An 18,386-nucleotide genomic window follows, 5' to 3' on the forward strand; every position below is an offset into this window, starting at 1 on the left:
GCATGCCTGTGGGCGCCCCCGGAGGATCCGGGGACGCCCACAGTGAAGTGCGTTACATCAGCCGCCGATGACGACGCGGCGGACACCCTCCCAGCGGGCCGGGTCCGTGGTGCGGCGGCCGTCGACCAGTACGGTCACGTCCGGCAGGTCGGACGCGGCCAGCTCGCGGTACTCGGCGTGGTCGGCCTGGAGGATCGCGGCGGTGACCTTCTCGCCCTGGTGGGGCGTGAGGCCGTGGGCGGCGAGCTCGTCGGCCGTGTACATGGGGTCCGAGACGAACGGCACCGCGCCGCGGGCCTTGAGCGCCTCGACGGTCGGGAAGACGCCGGAGAAGGCGGTCTCCTTGACACCGCCGCGGTAGGCGGCGCCCAGCACGAGCACGTTCACGTCCTTCAGGTCGCCGTAGGCGGCGGCCAGCAGGTCGACGGCGTACTCCGGCATCGCGGCGTTGGCCTCACGGGCCGAGCGCACGACGGTCGCCTCGGGGTCGTTCCACAGGTACATCCGCGGGTAGATCGGGATGCAGTGGCCGCCGACGGCGATACCGGGCTGGTGGATGTGGCTGTAGGGCTGCGAGTTGCAGGCCTCGATGACCTTCTTGACGTCGATGTCGTTCTTGTCGGCGAACCGGGCGAACTGGTTGGCCAGACCGATGTTGACATCGCGGTAGGTGGTCTCGGCGAGCTTGGCGAGCTCGGAGGCCTCGGCGGTGCCCAGGTCCCACACGCCGTTCGGCCGCGGCAGGTCGGTCCGCTCGTCGAAGTCGAGGACCTGCTCGTAGAACTCCACACCGTGCTTCGCCGAGGCCTCGTCGATGCCGCCGACGAGCTTCGGGTAGCGGCGCAGGTCCGCGAAGACACGGCCGGTGAGAACACGCTCCGGGGAGAAGACCAGGTGGAAGTCCTCTCCGGGGGTGAGGCCGGAGCCCTCCTGGAGCATCGGCGCCCAGCGGGTGCGGGTGGTGCCGACCGGCAGGGTGGTCTCGTACGAGACGAGGGTGCCGGGCTTGAGGCCCTTGGCGATCGCCTTGGTTGCGGAGTCCATCCAGCCGAAGTCCGGGGTGCCCTCGGCGTCCACGAACAGCGGGACGACGACCACGACGGCCTCGGACTGAGCGACGGCGGCGGCGGTGTCGGTGGTGGCGGACAGCAGCCCGGCGTCGACGGCCTGCTTCAGCTTGACGTCCAGGTCGTGCTCGCCCGGGAAGGGCTCGGTGCCGGCGTTGACCAGCTCGACGACCTTCTCGTTGACGTCGGCGCCGATGACCTTGTGGCCCTTGGCGGCGAACTGCACGGCGAGCGGAAGCCCGATCTTGCCGAGCGCGACTACACAGATATTCATCGGGTCAGTTTCCTCTTCACACGGGACATCAAGTGGCGCAGCGGGCCGCCCTCGCCGGACGAGGACTCCCAGAGCGGAGCCGTGGTGATCACCAGCCGCCCCTTGGCGTTCGCGTTGGCGGAGATACGGTACGGGACCTTCTCGCGCCAGCGCCGCGCCAGGGGGAGCGGCAGGCCCAGGGTCTGCACCGGGACCTCGTACGTCGAGCCTGCCACGTCCAGATAGGCGCGGACGCCGAGCTTGGCCTTGACGGGCTTGACCGGGATACGGGCGGTGAGCACCGTCCCCGTCCCGTCGTCGGTCGTGGTGCGGCTCAGTTCCCCCGCCGGGGCGGGGAGTTCGGTGCCGACGGGCAACCGGCGGGCGCCGGGCTTGTCGGCGCTCTTCGGCATGGCCTTGTCGGCGAGCCGGATGACTGCGTGGTCCGTCTCGCCGGAGACGGGGACACGGACCGCGAGGGCCAGCGTCAGATCCTGGCCCGACTGCTCCCACCGGGCGCATACCAGGCCGGTGCCGTCGGCGAGCTGCTTGGGCACGGCCTCCCCGATGATCTCGAAGAGGCGGTCGGGCAGACCGAGAGCGGGGTCGCGGAAGCCCGGGTAGCGGACGAACGCGCGGCCGTCCTCCAGCAGCAGCGGGGGCGCCCCGTGGGCGGCCTCGTCGCTGATGGCGCGGACGAGCTCGCCGACGGCGCCGCGCTGCGCGAGCGCGATCCGCACCCGGCGCCTGACGTCCATCGAGTCGCGCAGCGGCTCGGTGAAGTACTCGTCGGCGAGGGCGGCGATCCCGGCGCAGACCTGGGCCTGCGTCTCGCGGTCGAGGGCCGGGAAGTCGTCCTGGATCAGCTTGGCGAGCTCCCAGGTGAAGTGCCGCTTGAAGACCGCGTCACGCTGGGGGCCCGGCTCGATGAGCGCGGCCGTGGACTTCATGATCTCGGCGGTGCAGTGCAGCCGCGCGAGGTGGTTGGCGCGATACGTGATGTTGCTCGCGTCGCCGCGCTTCACCGCGTAGTAGTAGGTGTAGTCCGCGAGGACCGAGATCTTCGCCGCCCGTACGCACGCCTCGATGGTGAACGGCTGGTCGCTGCCCACCGGCAGGTCCTCGGGGAAGCGCAGCTTGTGCCGCTCGACCAGCTCGCGCCGGAACAGCTTGGTGTTGGCCAGCGTGAACGGCAGCGCCGAGTCGTACAGGCTGATGTCCGGGTCGCTCTTCCTGTAGAGCGCCTGGTGGACATAGCGGCCGTTGGTGCCGACCATCTTGCCGACGACGACATCGGAGCCGTGCTCGTCCGCGCAGGCCACCATCCGCTCCAGCGCCTCTTTGCCGAGGTAGTCGTCGGAGCCGATGAAGTAGACGTAGCGGCCGGTGGCCACTTCCAGCGCCCGGTTGCTGGGGGCGGCCGGGCCGCCGGAGTTGGCCTGGTGGAGCACCTTCACGGTGCCGGGGTAGCGCTCGGCGAAGCGGTCGAGCTCCCGGCCGCTGTCGTCGGTCGAGCCGTCGTCGACGGCCACGACCTCCAGCCTGTCCGGTCCGATGCTCTGCCCCACCAGTGAGTTCAGGCACTCCGTGAGGTACGGCATCGTGTTGTAGACGGCCACGACGACGGTGACGTCAGGGGTTCTGGTCATCCCCTGCTCCCTGAAGAAGTCTCGTGTAGACGCCGTCGAGAACCTTGGCCTGGGCCTCCCAGGTCCAGCCTTCGAGCAGGCCTTCCTTCTCGTACGCCTTGGTGTACTTCTTCGGGTCGGCGAGCACGGCCTTGACCGCGCGTACGTAGTCGTCGGTGTCCTGTGCGGTGAACACCTCGCCCTGGCCGGTCTCGCGGGTGACCTCCGCCATCGTCTTCACGTCGCTCACCACGAGCGGCAGGCCCGCGTGCGAGTACTCGAAGAACTTGGTGATCAGCGCGATCTCGTGGTTCGGCCAGTGGTGGATCGGGATGACTCCGACATCGGCTCCCGACAGGAACGGCACGACCTGCCAGTGCGGTACGTACGGCACGGCGTGGACGCGGTCGCCCACCCCGAGCTCGTCGGCGCGCTTGAGCAGTCCGCGGACGTAACCCGCGGAGGGGTCCCCGCACACGAACACCGCATGGGCGTCCGGGATCTGCGGAAGGCCCTCGACCATGATGCCGAGGCCTCGCTGGGCGGCGGCCAGACCGCTGTAGACCAGCAGCGGCACATCGGGGCCGACGCCGCACAGTTCGCGGATGTCCGGCACCGGCTCGTCGATGACCTTGTGGGTCGCCTCGGCGTCGGGTGCGTTGAGGACGACGGCCGGGCGCTCGGCGAGTCCGTGCGTCTTCTGGAGCAGATCGGCGAGTCCGCCGGAGACCGTCATCACCGCGTCCGCGTACTTGGCGTGCTCGCGCTCGTACCCCACCATCGCGGGAAGCTTGCGCTGGTTCGCCCAGGAGCGGACGCCGGGCAGGAACTCATGGGCGTCCCACACCAGCTTGGTCTTCCGGCCCGCGGCGCGGGCGCGCAGCGTGGCGCGGGCACCGACTCCCAGCATCCGGAAGTCGTTGGCGTGGATCAGATCGGGCTTGAGGGCGTCGATCACCGGGCCGAAGTTCAGCTCGAAGTCCCACACGCCCGGGTCCAGCCGCCGCCAGGCCCTGTCGCCCATGGTGGTGAGCCAGAACCGGGTGGTGAGCTTGTCCAGCGGCGCGGAGCGGGTCCGCCTGATCTTCGTCAGCTTCTTCGTCTCCCGGCCGCGCAGCGACACCCACTTGGACGTCACCTTGGACGCGGCCTTGGGGACGGTCAGCCAGCCCTTGGTGACCTGGGCGCCGAGCCCGGCGCTGCCCGTTGCCCGCAGCTCGTCGGTACGGACCCGCAGATCCGCGCGCCAGGCCTTGACCTGCTGCACCCGGAAGGCGTGGGTCCGGTCCGAGGAGTAGGCCAGCGGCCGCCGCAGCGGCGCACCCCGCAGGTCCTTCGGCTTGACGGACAGCTTGGCGTTCATCCGGATCAGCCGGACCTCGGCGTCACCGAGCTTCCAGGTGTCCTCGCCCTTGCCCGAGTACTTGCCCAGCAGGATCACGTCCCAGCCGGCCGCGGCGGCGGACGCCGCGGCCTTCTGGACGCGCGAATCACCGTGGACGCTGTTGTCGACGAGCATCACGATCCGGCCGCGCGTACCGCGGCCGGGCCATGCGGTGTTGGCGGCGGTCATGAGCTCGTGCGTTCCCCGCTCTCGAGCTTCACCGTGGTGCCGGTGTTGGCGGAGTCGATGACGGCCGCGGCGACCTCGACGGTCCGCAGGCCCTGGCGGAGCGTGCAGATGTCGTGGGACTTGCCGAGGACGGCGTCCCGGAACAGCTCGTGCTCGACGAGGAGCGGCTCGCGCTTCGGGATGGCGTACCGGATCATGTCGCCCTCGGAAACACCGCGGAACGCCTGCAGGGCCTCCCACTCGGTGGTCACGGCGGCGTTCGAGTAGAAGGTGAGGTCGGCCGTGAGGGTGTCGGCGATGAAGCAGCCGCGCTCGCCGGTGACCGAGGTGAAGCGCTCCTTGAGCGGGCTCAGCCAGTTCACGAGGTGGCTGACCATCGTGCCGTCGGAGAGCTGTCCGATGGCGGAGACCATGTCCTCGTGCGGGCGGCCGGACTTGGAGACCGTGTGCGCCGCGATCGACGTGTACTCACGGCCGGTGACCCAGGCGGTGAGGTCGATGTCGTGGGTCGCGAGGTCCTTGACCACGCCGACGTCGGCGATGCGGTGCGGGAAGGGGCCCTGCCGGCGGGTGACGACCTGGAAGACGTCGCCCAGCTCGCCCGACTCCAGCCGGGAGCGCAGGGACCGGAGCGCCGGGTTGCAGCGCTCGATGTGGCCGACACCGGCCACCAGGCTGCGCGTCTCGAAGGCCTCGACGAGGCGGCGGGCGCCCTCGACGGTGTCCGCGACCGGCTTCTCGATGAGCGCGCCGATCCCGGCCTCGGCCAGCTTGAGGCCGACCTCCTCGTGCAGCGCGGTCGGGCAGGCCACGACGGCGTAGTCGATGCCGAGAGCGATCAGCTCCTCGACGGTGGACAGCACGGGGGCACCCTGCGCCCAGCCGTTCTTGTCGCCCATCGGGTCGACGACGCCGACGAGCTCGACGCCCTCCAGCCCGGCCAGCACGCGGGCGTGGTGGCGTCCCATGGAGCCCAGGCCGATCAGCCCGGCCCGCAGTCCAGCAGCAGTCACAGGTTCTCTCCCAGCGCGTTCACGGCGGTGACGATGCGCTCAAGGTCGTTCTCGGTCAGCGAGGGGTGCACGGGGAGCGAGACGACCTCGGCCGCCGCACGCTCGGTCTCCGGCAGGTCCCAGTTGCGGCCGGCCTTCTGGTCCGGCTCCCAGTACGGCTTGAGCCGGTGGATGGGGGTCGGGTAGTAGACGGCGTTGCCGACGCCCGCCTCGGTGAGCTTCGCCATGGCGGCGTCGCGGTCCCCGCGGACACGGATCGTGTACTGGTGGTAGATGTGACGCGCACCCTCGGCGACGACGGGGGTGACCACCGCCTCGGTCGTGATGTTCCGCGTCAGGTACGCGGCGTTGGCGATGCGCTGCTCGGTCCAGCCACCCAGCTTGCCGAGCTGCACCCGGCCGACGGCGGCGGCGACGTCCGTCATGCGCATGTTGGCGCCGACGATCTCGTTCGCGTAGCGCTGCTCCATGCCCTGGTTGCGCAGCAGACGGAGGGTGCGGGCGGTCTCCGCGTCGGCCGTGGAGATCATGCCGCCCTCGAGGCTGTGCATGTTCTTCGTGGGGTAGAAGCTGAACGTGCCGCCGGCGCCGAAGGCACCGACCGGGGTTCCGTTCAGCGCGGCCGCGTGCGCCTGGCAGGCGTCCTCGACGACGGCGAGCTTGTGCTTCCCGGCGATGGCCATGATCTTGTCCATCGCGGCGGGGTGGCCGTACAGGTGCACCGGCATGATCGCGGCGGTGCGCGGGGTGATCGCGGCCTCCACGGCGGCCGGGTCGAGGCAGTAGGTGTCCGCCTCGATGTCGGCGAAGACCACGTCGGCGCCGACCAGACGGACCGCGTTGGCCGATGCGGCGAACGAGAACGAGGGGACGATCACCTCGTCACCCGGGCCGATGTTCAAAGCCATCAGAAGGAGGTGCAGCGCCGAGGTGCCGGAGTTGACGGCCACGCAGTGGCGGCCCTCCACGAGCTCCGAAAAGCCCTCCTCGAAAGCGGCCACCTCGGGGCCCTGTACGACCCGGCCGCTGCGCAGTACGCGTACGGCCGCCTCGATCTCTTCTTCACCGATGACCGGGCGGGCAGCGGGGATGGGCTGCTCGTTGCTGCTCGGCATTGGACGTCCTCCTTGAACACCGCAAGAGCTCTATGTGGCAGAGGTCCGGGGTTGCGGGGCGTCCTGTGGGCCGCGCGTACCCCTCCGGCGCGATGGCCGACGCCCTACCGAGGAATTCTGGGACCGGTCTGTCCCTTTAACCGGGCCGGTCACCGACCGTAGTCTCCGGGCGGGGCCCCGACACGGCAGCGACCGCCGTCACATTATCAGGGATTTCCCAGTCAATTTCTGGGCCGTTAACGGGGCCAGGCATCAATTGCGCTACAAACGCCGCGTCCCGTCCCTCGATCATGAAGGACGGGACGCGAACGTTCAGCCATCGGTCATCAGCTGTTCAGCTTTCGACGGCGGCGGGTGCGGACGCAGTCACGGAGGGCAGCGGGTGCTGTTCCGCGGCAGCGGTCTTCTTTGTCGCCTTCTTGGCGGTCGTCTTCTTCGCCGCCGTCTTCTTGGCCGCCGTCTTCTTCGTGGCGGCCTTCTTCGCCGTGGCCTTCTTGGCGGTCTTGCGGGCCGCCTTCTTGGCCGGCGCCTCGACGGACTCCTCGGATCCCGCCGCCGCCTCTGACCCGGCCTGCGCCTCGTCCCCGGCGGGTGCTTGGGCGGTGACCACGACGACCGCGGCGTCCTCGGCGCCCGACGGCGAACCCGCGGGGGCGGTGGCCTTGCGGGTCACCCGACGGCGGGCACGCGCCGGAGCGGGCGCGGCGGCCTCCGGCTCGGCGGCCGGGGCCTCGGCCTCGGTGGCCACCGGCTCCGGAGCCGCGGCGACAGGAGCCACGATCTCGACTGGTGCGTCGGTGGCCTCCGTCACCTTGGGCGAACCGGCGGGGGCCGACGCCTTGCGGGTGGCCCGGCGACGGGTACGCCCCGCGGGAGCGGCCTCGGGCTCGGCGACGACCGCGACGGCCTCCTGGACCGGCTCCGCGGCAGGCTCCACCGTCACGGACTCGGCCTGCACCGGCTCGACGGCCGGCTTCGGCGCACCCGCAGGGGCGCTCGCCTTGCGGCTCGCCCGGCGGCGGCCACGACCGCGCGACGCGGCGGCCTCGGCCTCGGCGGCGCTGCTGTACAACTCCTCGTCCGGGGCGAAGGCGGGCTCGGGCAGCGCGGCCGGCGCGGCGGCCTCCGCTGCGACCTCGGCCTCGGTCTCCACCTCGGTCTCCAGCTCCGACCCCTCGGCCACGACCTCGTGCTCGTGCTCGTGCTCGTGGACGTGCTCGGCTCCGCCGCGGCCACGCTTCTTGCCGCGCTTGCCGCCGCCTCCGCCACCGGCGGTGGTCGGCTGCTCCATGTGCACGATCACGCCACGGCCGTTGCAGTGGACGCAGGTCTCGGAGAACGACTCCAGCAGACCCTGGCCGACCCGCTTGCGGGTCATCTGGACGAGGCCCAGCGATGTGACCTCGGCGACCTGGTGCTTCGTTCGGTCCCGGCCCAGACACTCCAGCAGCCGCCGCAGCACCAGATCCCGGTTCGACTCCAGCACCATGTCGATGAAGTCGATGACGACGATGCCGCCGAGGTCGCGCAGCCGCAGCTGACGCACGATCTCCTCGGCCGCCTCCAGGTTGTTCCTGGTGACGGTCTCCTCGAGGTTTCCGCCCTGGCCGGTGAACTTGCCGGTGTTGACGTCGACCACGATCATCGCCTCGGTCTTGTCGATCACCAGCGAGCCGCCGGACGGCAGCCAGACCTTGCGGTCCAGCGCCTTCATCAGCTGCTCGTCGATCCGGTGCGTCGCGAAGACGTCGGCCTCGGAGGTCCAGCGGTTCAGCCGGTCCGCGAGGTCGGGGGCGACATGCGTCACGTAGCCGTGGATGGTCTCCCACGCCTCGTCGCCGCTGACGACGACCTTCGAGAAGTCCTCGTTGAAGATGTCGCGCACGACACGGACGGTCATGTCCGGCTCGCCGTAGAGAAGCGTCGGAGCGTTGCCGCTCTTCGCCTTCTTCTGGATCTCCTCCCACTGCGCCTGCAGCCGCTCGACGTCACGGCGCAGCTCGTCCTCGCTGGCGCCTTCCGCGGCGGTGCGGACGATCACACCCGCGTCCTCGGGGACGATCTTCTTGAGGATCGTCTTCAGCCGGGCGCGCTCGGTGTCGGGGAGCTTGCGGCTGATACCGGTCATCGAGCCCTCGGGCACGTACACCAGGTAACGGCCGGGCAGCGACACCTGGCTGGTCAGCCGGGCGCCCTTGTGCCCGATCGGGTCCTTGGTGACCTGGACGAGGACGGACTGGCCCGACTTCAGCGCGGTCTCGATGCGGCGCGGGCCGTTGGCGAGACCGAGCGCCTCGAAGTTGACCTCACCGGCGTACAGGACGGCGTTGCGGCCCTTGCCGATGTCGACGAAGGCCGCCTCCATCGACGGCAGCACGTTCTGCACCTTGCCCAGGTACACGTTGCCGACGTAGGAGGTCGACTGCTCCTTGTTGACGTAGTGCTCGACGAGGATGTCGTCCTCGAGGACACCGATCTGGGTGCGGTCGCCGTTCTGGCGGACGACCATCACGCGCTCGACGGCCTCGCGGCGCGCGAGGAACTCCGCCTCTGTGATGATCGGCACCCGGCGGCGGCCCTGCTCGCGGCCCTCGCGACGGCGCTGCTTCTTCGCCTCCAGACGGGTCGAGCCCTTGATGGACTGAACCTCGTCCGACGGCTCTTCCTTCTTGCGGGGCTCACGGATCTTGACGACCGTACGCTCCGGCTCGTCGGCAGCCAGCTCGCCGTCGCCGGCCTCACCGCTGCGACGGCGACGGCGACGGCGGCGACGGCTGCTGCTGGTGCCGGCGGCGGACGGCGTGCCGCCCTCGGACTCGTCCTCCTCCTCGGACTCCTCCTCCGCCTCTTCCTCGGCCTGCTCGGCCTCTTCCGCGGCCTCGGCCTCGTCCGTCTCGGCGGCCTCACCGCGGCGACGGCGACGCCCACCGCGGCGGCGACGACGCGAAGGCCGGTCCTCGTACTCCTCGGACTCTTCGCCCTCGCCCTCGGCCTCGGCTTCGGCCTCCGGCTCCTCAACGGGCTCCACGGTCTCGGCCTCGGGGGCCTCAGGGGCCTCGGCGGCCTCACCGCGGCGACGGCGCCGGCGCCGCGGACCGGCCTCGGCGACCGGGGCGGGCTGCTCGGACTCCTCCTCCTCGACCACCTCAGCGGCCTCTGCGGCAGCGGCGGCAGCGGCGGTCATCGGCGTCTGGAACATCGGCTCGGTGAACACCGGCGCCTGGAACACGGCCACGGCCGGCCGGGCGGCACGGCGCCCACGAGCGGGCTGCTCGGCCTGCTCGGGCTCGGCGGTGAACCGGGGCGCGGAGCCCCGGCGCGCGGCACGGCCGCGAGAGGCACGCCCCGTGGCCTCGGCCTCGGGCTCCTCTGCGGCGGTCTGCGCGGCGGTCTCCGCCGGCAGCTCCTCGGCCGGCTCGGAACCGTCCGTCCGGTCGCCCTTCGGCGCCCCGGCCGGGGCGCTGGCCCGTCGGGTGGCGCGACGGCGGGTACGGCCGCGCGGCGCCTCCTCGGTCTCCTCGGCGGCGGCCGGCTCCGCGGCCTCCGGCTCGGCGGTCTCTGTGGCGGCGCCCTCGGCCGCCTGCGGCGCACCGGCCGGGGCAGTCGCCCGACGGCGCCGCGTACGGGGCGCGGACGCCTCGGCAGCGGTCTCGGTCTCCGCGGCGGTCTCGCTCACGGCACCTTCCTCAATGTCTTCGTCGGCCCCGGCGCTCACCGGCTCTGCAGCGGCCACGGCCTCGGCCGTCTCCGCCTGAGCGGGCGATCCCGCGGGAGCCGTCGCCTTACGCGTGGCCCGACGGCGCGTACGCGGCGCGGGCGCCTCCGACTCGGCCTCACCGGCCGGCTCGGCAACAGCGGCCTCGGCAACAACCTCGACAGCCCCGGGCGAACCCGCGGGAGCCGTCGCCTTACGTGTAGCCCGGCGGCGCGTACGCGGCGCGGGCGCCTCCGCCTCTGCGGCAGGCGACTCCGACTCCGCAGCAGGGGCAGTCACCGCAGCGGCCTCACCGGCGGGCTCAGCAGCGGCGGGCTCGGCACTTTCGACAGCCCCGGGCGATCCCGCGGGAGCCGTCACCTTACGCGTGGCCCGACGGCGCGTACGCGGCGCGGGCGCCTCCGACTCGGCCTCACCGGCCGGCTCGGCAACAGCGGCCTCGGCGACAACCTCGACAGCCCCGGGCGAATCCACGGGAGCCGTCGCCTTACGAGTAGCCCGGCGGCGCGTACGCGGCGCGGGCGCCTCCGCCTCTGCGGCAGGCGACTCCTCGGTGGATGTGGACGGTATGGCCGCGGAGACGGACGCGGTCACATCCGTGACGGTCTCCACCGCCGCGGCAGCCGACGGCGGGCCGGCCGGGCGGGAGGCCCCACGGCGACGACGGCGCGCGGGCAGCGTGTCGCTGGGGGTGGAACTTTCGTTTTCTTCGGTGTTGTCCCCGGTCGTAGCGGGGTCGTTCTCGAGCATGCGGGCGGTTCTCCCGTCACGCTCCCGGGCGCCGCGCCTTGTTCCGATCCGGCGGCGCGTCCGCGTGATGAGCGCGGTGGCCGCCGTCCGGGGCGCGGGCGCCGCACGGGAGCTGTATGTCTGGCTCGCCGGTTCCGTACGCGATGTACGCACGGCCTGGCGAAAGTCTCCTGGTCTGTGCGCTGCCCGACCCAGGTGGCTCCCGAGTACGAGGGCTGCGCTTCGACGACTGCCCCTACGCGGGACCGGCACCTTCCGGCGCCGTCGCTGTGTTCCCCCCGGCAGAGCTAGGGGGAGGCGAGTCCGGCGGCCATGGGTGGGGCGGCCGTGACTGCCTCGCGGTCGGGCGCGAGCGGGTCGGTCACCGTGCCGGACTCCTCGTCGAAGAGCCCCTGCGCCAGCCTGGTCACCGCTGCGGGGACCGGCGGCGCCAGGTCGGCCACAGCTCGGAGACCGGACAGGACGTCGTCGGGTCGCACGGCAGGTGTCACGTGCCGCACAACCAGCCGCAGTATCGCACAGGGCCCCTCTCCCGGCCTATCAGGCTGTGGAGAGTCCGCCCGCAGTCCGGCCACGGCACCCCGTGCGTCGAAGGCTCGCATGCCGTTCTTGGTCTTGCGCCGGACCTCCACCGTCTCTGCGGCCAGGAACGCCTCCACGGCACGCCCGGCCTCCTCGGCACCGACGCCGTCGAGCCGCAGCTCCCACACCGACGCGGTCAGCCGGTCGGCGAGACCCGGCGTCCGTGCCTCGACCGCGTCCGTGATGTCGAGCCCGGCCGGCAGCGACTCGTCGAGCAAAATCCTGAGCTTCTCGGGGTCCCGGGCCTGGGTCAGCGCGATCTCCAGGTACTCGGCCTCGGAGCCCGTGCCGGTGGGCGCGGCGTTCGCGTACGACACCTTCGGGTGCGGGGTGAAACCTGCCGAGTACGCCATCGGCACCTCGGCACGGCGCAACGCGCGCTCGAAAGCACGCTGGAAGTCGCGGTGGCTGGTGAACCGGAGGCGGCCGCGCTTGGTGTAGCGCAGTCGGATGCGCTGCACCGCAGGTGCGGGCGGCGGGCCTTCGGGCTGTCGCTTGCCCAGTGGTTCTTCTCCTCGGTGCGGGGCGGGCGCGGTGGCGCACCGCCCTCTGGCCTGCGGGTGTACCGCCCTCTGGGGGCCCGACCGGTTCAGCCCCGCTTCCGCAGGGAGATCTCGGGTCCGGGCGCCGCGCCGGGAGCGGACAGAGTCTGTTGTGTTGCTTGCGTCCCTCCCAGGTTACGCGCCCGGGGCGCCCCGGGTTCCCCGGACTCATGTACCCCTCCCCCGCCGACCAACGCCCGCCAGGCCTCCTTGCGGGCCTGGCGCACGGTCTCGCGGGCCGCCCTGAGCGCCCCGCCGACCGCCCGGCCCGCCTCGGCCACGGCCCGCCGGGCGGGCTGCCAGAGCATGTCGCGTACGAAGTGGCCGGCCGGTGTGCAGACGCTCCGGTAGAACCAGGTGGCCGGCCGGCCGAGCAGATTCCACCCGAGCCACTTCAGTGCGCGGCCGACCGCCCGTGAGACATACCCGGCCGCGCGCCACGCGACCACCAGCGCGTCCGCGGTCTCACGGCCCACGACCACGAGGAACCGGCCCACCGGGGTGAGCACCCAGCGGTACAGGAGGACGGCGGGGGCCACGACCAGCACCTCGGCCAGCCATACGACGGCGATGCGTCCCGCGCGGCCGAGCGGGCTCAGGACGCTGGCGTACAGATGGACGAGCGGGACGACGATCCCGTACCGCACGACCGGTACCACGGCATACCGCCACAGAGCCGTCCATGGCCATACGAACACCCCCCACAGCACCGCGCCCACGCCGTGCCCGAGCGGGGTGAGCAACCGCGCGTACGCCCAGACCAGGCCATGCCCGAGCGGGGTCATGACGTACCGGTACAGCCACCGGGCGACGGGCACGACGGCGTAGCGCCACAGCGCGACCCAGGGCCGGTGGAACAGGGCCCGCACCAGCCACCGGAGCGCTGTACCGAGGGCCCGGCCGACCGGGGCGAGGACATGCACGAAGAGGGCGGCGAACAGATGGCCCAGCGGACGCAGCAGCACCCGCCCCACCCACCGGCCGCACACCACGAGCAGGTCCCACACCATGCGCACGGGCACGACGACGACCAGCGCCACGATCCGCAGCGGCATCCTGATGGCCACCGTCAGACAGCCCTCCGGTTCAGGCCGCCGGTCCCGCTTCTCCAAGTCCATGATCGAGGAGACGCGAAGGCCCGGCCCCGGGGTTTCGCCCGGGGCCGGGCCTTCGCCGGAGTGTTACTTGACGACCGTCAGCGGCAGCAGCTTCTTGCCGGTCGGGCCGATCTGGATCTGCGTGTCCATCTGAGGACAGACCCCACAGTCGAAGCACGGCGTCCAGCGGCAGTCCTCGACCTCTGTCTCGTCGAGCGAGTCCTGCCAGTCCTCCCAGAGCCAGTCCTTGTCGAGACCGGAGTCCAGGTGGTCCCAGGGCAGGACCTCCTCGTACGTACGCTCGCGGGTCGTGTACCAGTCGACGTCCACGCCGAACTCGGGCAGCGTCTTGGCGGCGCAGTCCATCCACCGGTCGTAGGAGAAGTGCTCACGCCAGCCGTCGAAGCGGCCGCCGTCCTCGTAGACGGCGCGGATGACGGCGCCGATGCGGCGGTCGCCGCGCGAGAGCAGGCCCTCGACGATGCCGGGCTTGCCGTCGTGGTAGCGGAAGCCGATGGAGCGGCCGTACTTCTTGTCGCCGCGGATCTTGTCGCGCAGCTTCTCCAGACGGGCGTCCGTCTCCTCGGCGCTCAGCTGCGGGGCCCACTGGAAGGGGGTGTGCGGCTTGGGCACGAAACCGCCGATGGAGACCGTGCAGCGAATGTCGTTCTGGCCGGAGACCTTTCGGCCCTCGGCGATGACCTTGACCGCCATGTCGCCGATCTGGAGGACGTCCTCGTCGGTCTCGGTGGGCAGACCGCACATGAAGTACAGCTTCACCTGGCGCCAGCCGTTGCCGTACGCCGTCGAGACGGTACGGATCAGGTCCTCTTCGGAGACCATCTTGTTGATGACCTTGCGCAGGCGCTCCGAGCCGCCCTCGGGGGCGAAGGTAAGACCCGAGCGACGGCCGTTGCGGGTCAGCTCGTTGGCCAGGTCGACATTGAAGGCGTCGACCCGGGTCGACGGCAGCGAGAGGCCGATCTTGTCTTCCTCGTACCGGTCGGCCAGACCCTTGGCGATGTCGCCGATCTCGCTGTGGTCCGCGGAGGACAGCGACAGTAGTCCGACCTCTTCGAAGCCGGTCGCCTTGAGGCCCTTGTCCACCATCTCGCCGATGCCGGTGATGCTCCGCTCCCGCACGGGACGCGTGATCATGCCGGCCTGGCAGAAGCGGCAACCACGGGTGCAGCCGCGGAAGATCTCCACGGACATCCGCTCGTGGACGGTCTCGGCGAGCGGGACGAGGGGCTGCTTGGGGTACGGCCACTCGTCGAGGTCCATGACGGTGTGCTTGGACACGCGCCACGGGACGCCCGACCTGTTCGGTACGACGCGGCCGATGCGGCCGTCCGGGAGGTACTCGACGTCGTAGAAGCCCGGGACGTACACCCCGCCGGTCCTCGCGAGGCGGAAGAGCAGTTCCTCGCGGCCGCCGGGGCGGTCCTCCGCCTTCCAGGCGCGGATGATCTCGGTGATCTCCAGGACGGCCTGCTCGCCGTCGCCGATGACCGCGCAGTCGATGAAGTCCGCGATCGGCTCGGGGTTGAAGGCGGCGTGGCCGCCGGCGAGGACGATCGGGTCGTCGATCGTGCGGTCCTTGGCCTCCAGCGGGATGCCCGCGAGGTCGAGGGCCGTGAGCATGTTGGTGTAGCCGAGCTCGGTGGAGAAGCTCAGGCCGTACACGTCGAAGGCCTTGACCGGGCGGTGGCTGTCGACGGTGAACTGCGGGACGCCGTGCTCGCGCATCAGCTCTTCGAGGTCCGGCCAGACGCTGTAGGTGCGCTCGGCGAGGACGCCCTCGCGCTCGTTGAGTACCTCGTAGAGGATCATGACGCCCTGGTTGGGCAGTCCGACCTCGTACGCGTCGGGGTACATGAGCGCCCAGCGCACGTCGCAGCTCTCCCAGGGCTTGACCGTGGAGTTCAGTTCACCACCGACGTACTGGATGGGCTTCTGCACATGCGGGAGCAGAGCTTCGAGCTGGGGGAAGACCGACTCGGCAGACATCAGGAACCTTCGTGCTGGCTGAGGGGGCGACTCTCAAGCGTAACCCGGTCGGAGGCACCCCCTGCCCGCACATCTGCCGCGGGGTCAGCCGGCGAGAGCCGCGCGCAGCCCTGGCCGGGACGCCTTCTCCCAGACGGCCGGCAGCTGCCGCTCCTGCTCGGCGGCCGACGCCTCTTCGCGACCGTGGAGAAGTCCCCAGGTGAACGCGGATTCACCGGCCCCGTGGGCGTGGATTCCGAGGTCGCGGATCGTTTCGCGGGCGACGACGCTGTCCTGGTGGTCGCCTAGCACGGTCTGGACGGCCTTCATGCGCCCGGCGAACTTCTTGGCGGGCTTGCCGAGGGCGGGGGTGGCGGCCTCGGCGGCGTAGCGGACGCGCTTGGCGGCCTTGCGGGCGTCGTGCATGGCGAGGTCGCGTTCGTCGCCGGGGGGAAGGCCGAGGGCGCGTTCCACTCGGTGCGCCAGCCGCAGGTAGTCCTTGATCACGGCCTTGGGCAGGGCGCCGGAGGGCGCCGCGGTCGCGGCCTTGAGGAGCGGTGGTGCCGCCAGCAATGCGTCGAGCGAGCCGAGCAGGGCGAGGTAGCGCTTGCTGTCGAGCACGGCGACGGATCGGCGGCGTGCCGCCGCTCGGTGCGCGGTGGCCCAGATGCGCAGCCGCCCGCGCACGGGACCGAGAACCAGGGTCTTGGGCAGCGCCCCGATCCGCTTCCGCAGTCGCTCGGCGAGCACCTCCTGGTCCCGGGCGACGCCGAGCTCTCCGGCGAGCCACTTGAGTTCGTCGCCCACGGGATCGGTGACGGAGCGGTCGATGATCTTGCGGTACGACTTGAAGGCGCTGCGCAGCCGGCGGGTGGCGACGCGCATCTGGTGCACGGCGTCGGGCAGGTCACGCCGTACGGCGGGGTCCAGCGCGATGATCGCGTCCCGCTGTTCCCTCAGATAGGCGAGTACGTACTCCCCGGCGTGCTTCCCCTTCAGTCGCTCACCGCTCTCCCGCACGGTCCGCGCGGCATCGGCCGCCTTGGGGGCCCGGGTGTCCCTGTCGCCGTGGCGTGCCATGGCGTCGGCGTCGCGCGAGGACTGGAGATCCACGGGTGCACCGGTCCGTTCCGTCGGCTCTGTACCCGCGCCGCCCGGCTCCGGCGGCGCGGCGACCGCGGACGGGGCCGTGGTGTCCTGCGCCGCTTCGGGCCCGGGGTGCGCGGGGCCCGTCTCCTCCAGGGCCCGCGCGAGTTTGGACGCCGCCGATGAAGGCCGGACGCCCGCCTTGCGGAGGCGCTTGTCGACGGCGTCGAGGAGCGCGGGGTCGGCGCCGTCGGCGAGTTCGACCTCGATCTCGGTCCAGGAGGCCGTGCCGCCGCCCTCCGTGAGGCGCTCGGCGCGTACGGAGTCGACGCTGAGTTCGGCGAGGAGTTCGCCGTGCCCGTCGACCAGATGGCTGATGTCGCGGGAGGTCACGAGGCGTACGACGGGGATGAGGGGGGCGTCACGGGTACGGGAGCGGACCAGGCCGGCGAGGGGGCGCGGGACGGTGTCGGCGAGGGGGGCGTGGATCTCGTCGCGGATGCCCGTGGCAACCGGGAACTTCAGATGCCAGCCCTCGTCCTCACCGCCCGTGCGGCGCCGCAGCGTGATCCGGTCGGCGGCGAGCCGCAGGTCCGGCGTGTCGTAGTAGACGGCGTCCAGCTCCGCCACGCCCTTGTGGACGACGGCCCAGACCCCGTCCACCCTGGTCAGGTCGGGTACCCGGGTCTCGTCGGTGGCTTCGTACTTCCGCTCGATCTCTCGCTTCGTGTCCGCCATGAACAAAATCTAGTCGCCCTGGCGGCCGTACGTCAGTACGCACTACGCCGACATGGGTCGCTGCACCTTGATGGACTGCAGGAGTCCGACCGCCACCCAGACGGCGAACATGGAGGAACCGCCGTATGACACGAAGGGCAGTGGCAGGCCGGCGACCGGCATGATGCCGAGCGTCATCCCGACGTTCTCGAAGGCCTGGAAGGCGAACCAGGCGATGATCCCGGCCGCGACGATCGTGCCGTACAGCTCGGTGGTCCCGCGGGCGATCCGGCAGGCCCTCCACAGCACGACGCCGAGCAGGAAGAGGATGAAGCCGGCTCCGAGGAAGCCGAGCTCCTCCCCCGCCACGGTGAAGACGAAGTCGGTCTGCTGCTCCGGCACGAACTGGCCGGTGGTCTGCGAGCCCTTGAAGAGGCCGGTGCCGAGCAGTCCGCCGGAGCCGATCGCGATACGGGCCTGGTTGGTGTTGTAGCCGACGCCGGCCGGGTCGAGGTCGGGGTTGGCGAAGGCCGCGAAGCGGTTGATCTGGTACTCGTCGAGCAGTCCGAGGGCGGTGACCAGGACGGCGCCCGCGATGCCTGCGCCGATCAGCCCGAGGACCCAGCGGTTGGAGGCCCCGGAGGCGAGGAGCACCCCGAGGACGATCACGACCATGACCATGACGGAGCCGAGGTCCGGCATCAGCATGACGACCGCCATGGGGGCGGCCGCAAGGACGAGCGACTTGGCGACGATCCCGTGATCGGGGTGGTCCTGGTCGCCCGCGTCGACCTGGGCGGCCAGCATCATCGCCATGCCCAGGATGATCGTGATCTTCACGAACTCGGAGGGCTGCAGCGAGAATCCGCCGCCGAGCTGGATCCAGGCGTGCGCGCCGTTGATGGTCGCGCCGAGCGGGGTGAGCACGAGCAGGACCAGCAGGACGGAGATCCCGTACAGCACCGGCACGGCGCCGCGCAGGGTGCGGTGGCCGAGCCAGATCGTGCCGACCATCAGGGCGAGGCCGATCCCGGTGTTCAGCACATGGCGGAACAGGAAGTAGTACGGGTCTCCCTGGTTGAGTTCGGTGCGGTTGCGGGTCGCCGACCACACGAGCAGCGCGCCGATGAGCGAGAGCGCGAGGGCGGCGAGCAGCATCGGCCAGTCGAGCCGGCGCAGCAGGGAGTCGCGGGCGGTGAGCCTGGCCCAGGGGCCTCGCTCCGGGGCGTACCGCGAGACCGAGAAGCGCATGGTTCCGG

11 protein-coding genes are annotated in these 18,386 nt (G+C 71.3%); all 11 read right to left on the bottom strand.

All coding sequences use genetic code 11. The features are described from left to right. Positions 1-57: 57 nt before the first annotated feature. Positions 58-1,341: a nucleotide sugar dehydrogenase gene (locus ACFU5O_RS02875; protein WP_384235517.1), complete on the bottom strand. Its 1,284-nt coding sequence runs from the start codon at positions 1,339-1,341 to the stop codon at positions 58-60. Beyond that, entirely contained in the window at positions 1,338-2,969 is a 1,632-nt protein-coding gene (locus ACFU5O_RS02880; RefSeq protein ID WP_384235520.1) for a glycosyltransferase family 2 protein, read from the bottom strand. Before ACFU5O_RS02880 ends, ACFU5O_RS02875 begins: the two co-directional genes overlap by 4 nt. Beyond that, the gene (locus ACFU5O_RS02885) at positions 2,953-4,521 is read right to left on the bottom strand and encodes a glycosyltransferase family 4 protein (protein ID WP_384235521.1); all 1,569 of its coding nucleotides are present in this window, start codon (positions 4,519-4,521) and stop codon (positions 2,953-2,955) included. Before ACFU5O_RS02885 ends, ACFU5O_RS02880 begins: the two co-directional genes overlap by 17 nt. Continuing rightward, positions 4,518-5,534 carry a Gfo/Idh/MocA family protein gene (locus ACFU5O_RS02890; RefSeq protein WP_384235524.1) on the bottom strand — a complete coding sequence of 339 codons (1,017 nt, stop codon included), beginning with the start codon at positions 5,532-5,534 and terminating at the stop codon, positions 4,518-4,520. The genes ACFU5O_RS02885 and ACFU5O_RS02890 overlap by 4 nt, the downstream gene beginning before the upstream one ends. Further along, on the bottom strand, positions 5,531-6,649 hold the full coding sequence (locus tag ACFU5O_RS02895; protein ID WP_384235526.1) for a DegT/DnrJ/EryC1/StrS family aminotransferase: 1,119 nt from the start codon (positions 6,647-6,649) through the stop codon (positions 5,531-5,533). Before ACFU5O_RS02895 ends, ACFU5O_RS02890 begins: the two co-directional genes overlap by 4 nt. A gap of 334 nt (positions 6,650-6,983) precedes the next feature. Beyond that, the gene (locus ACFU5O_RS02900; RefSeq protein ID WP_384235529.1) at positions 6,984-11,114 is read right to left on the bottom strand and encodes an Rne/Rng family ribonuclease; all 4,131 of its coding nucleotides are present in this window, start codon (positions 11,112-11,114) and stop codon (positions 6,984-6,986) included. 287 nt (positions 11,115-11,401) lie between these two features. Further along, on the bottom strand, positions 11,402-12,157 hold the full coding sequence (locus ACFU5O_RS02905) for a TIGR03936 family radical SAM-associated protein (RefSeq protein WP_384235531.1): 756 nt from the start codon (positions 12,155-12,157) through the stop codon (positions 11,402-11,404). 128 nt (positions 12,158-12,285) lie between these two features. Beyond that, the gene (locus tag ACFU5O_RS02910) at positions 12,286-13,356 is read right to left on the bottom strand and encodes a hypothetical protein (protein WP_384235534.1); all 1,071 of its coding nucleotides are present in this window, start codon (positions 13,354-13,356) and stop codon (positions 12,286-12,288) included. Between the two features lie 63 nt (positions 13,357-13,419). Beyond that, complete coding sequence (locus ACFU5O_RS02915) at positions 13,420-15,345, bottom strand: TIGR03960 family B12-binding radical SAM protein (protein WP_384235537.1); 1,926 nt, start codon at positions 15,343-15,345, stop codon at positions 13,420-13,422. Between the two features lie 84 nt (positions 15,346-15,429). After that, the gene (locus ACFU5O_RS02920; protein ID WP_384235539.1) at positions 15,430-17,148 is read right to left on the bottom strand and encodes a CHAD domain-containing protein; all 1,719 of its coding nucleotides are present in this window, start codon (positions 17,146-17,148) and stop codon (positions 15,430-15,432) included. Positions 17,149-17,190: 42 nt separating this feature from the next. Next, positions 17,191-18,378 (bottom strand): rod shape-determining protein RodA, encoded by a 1,188-nt coding sequence (rodA, locus tag ACFU5O_RS02925; RefSeq protein ID WP_384236389.1) that lies wholly within the window; start codon positions 18,376-18,378, stop codon positions 17,191-17,193. Positions 18,379-18,386 lie beyond the last annotated feature (8 nt).

The sequence above is a fragment of the Streptomyces sp. NPDC057445 genome (genome assembly GCF_042802855.1).
Lineage (GTDB): Bacteria > Actinomycetota > Actinomycetes > Streptomycetales > Streptomycetaceae > Streptomyces.

Bases quoted from the DNA above. Each gene is read 5' to 3' on its own strand.
- ACFU5O_RS02875 (WP_384235517.1), bottom strand. From the start codon at position 1,341: ATGAATATCTGTGTAGTCGCGCTCGGCAAGATCGGGCTTCCGCTCGCC.
- ACFU5O_RS02880 (WP_384235520.1), bottom strand. From the start codon at position 2,969: ATGACCAGAACCCCTGACGTCACCGTCGTCGTGGCCGTCTACAACACG.
- ACFU5O_RS02885 (WP_384235521.1), bottom strand. From the start codon at position 4,521: ATGACCGCCGCCAACACCGCATGGCCCGGCCGCGGTACGCGCGGCCGG.
- ACFU5O_RS02895 (WP_384235526.1), bottom strand. From the start codon at position 6,649: ATGCCGAGCAGCAACGAGCAGCCCATCCCCGCTGCCCGCCCGGTCATC.
- ACFU5O_RS02900 (WP_384235529.1), bottom strand. From the start codon at position 11,114: ATGCTCGAGAACGACCCCGCTACGACCGGGGACAACACCGAAGAAAAC.
- ACFU5O_RS02910 (WP_384235534.1), bottom strand. From the start codon at position 13,356: ATGGACTTGGAGAAGCGGGACCGGCGGCCTGAACCGGAGGGCTGTCTG.
- ACFU5O_RS02915 (WP_384235537.1), bottom strand. From the start codon at position 15,345: ATGTCTGCCGAGTCGGTCTTCCCCCAGCTCGAAGCTCTGCTCCCGCAT.
- ACFU5O_RS02920 (WP_384235539.1), bottom strand. From the start codon at position 17,148: ATGGCGGACACGAAGCGAGAGATCGAGCGGAAGTACGAAGCCACCGAC.
- rodA (WP_384236389.1), bottom strand. From the start codon at position 18,378: ATGCGCTTCTCGGTCTCGCGGTACGCCCCGGAGCGAGGCCCCTGGGCC.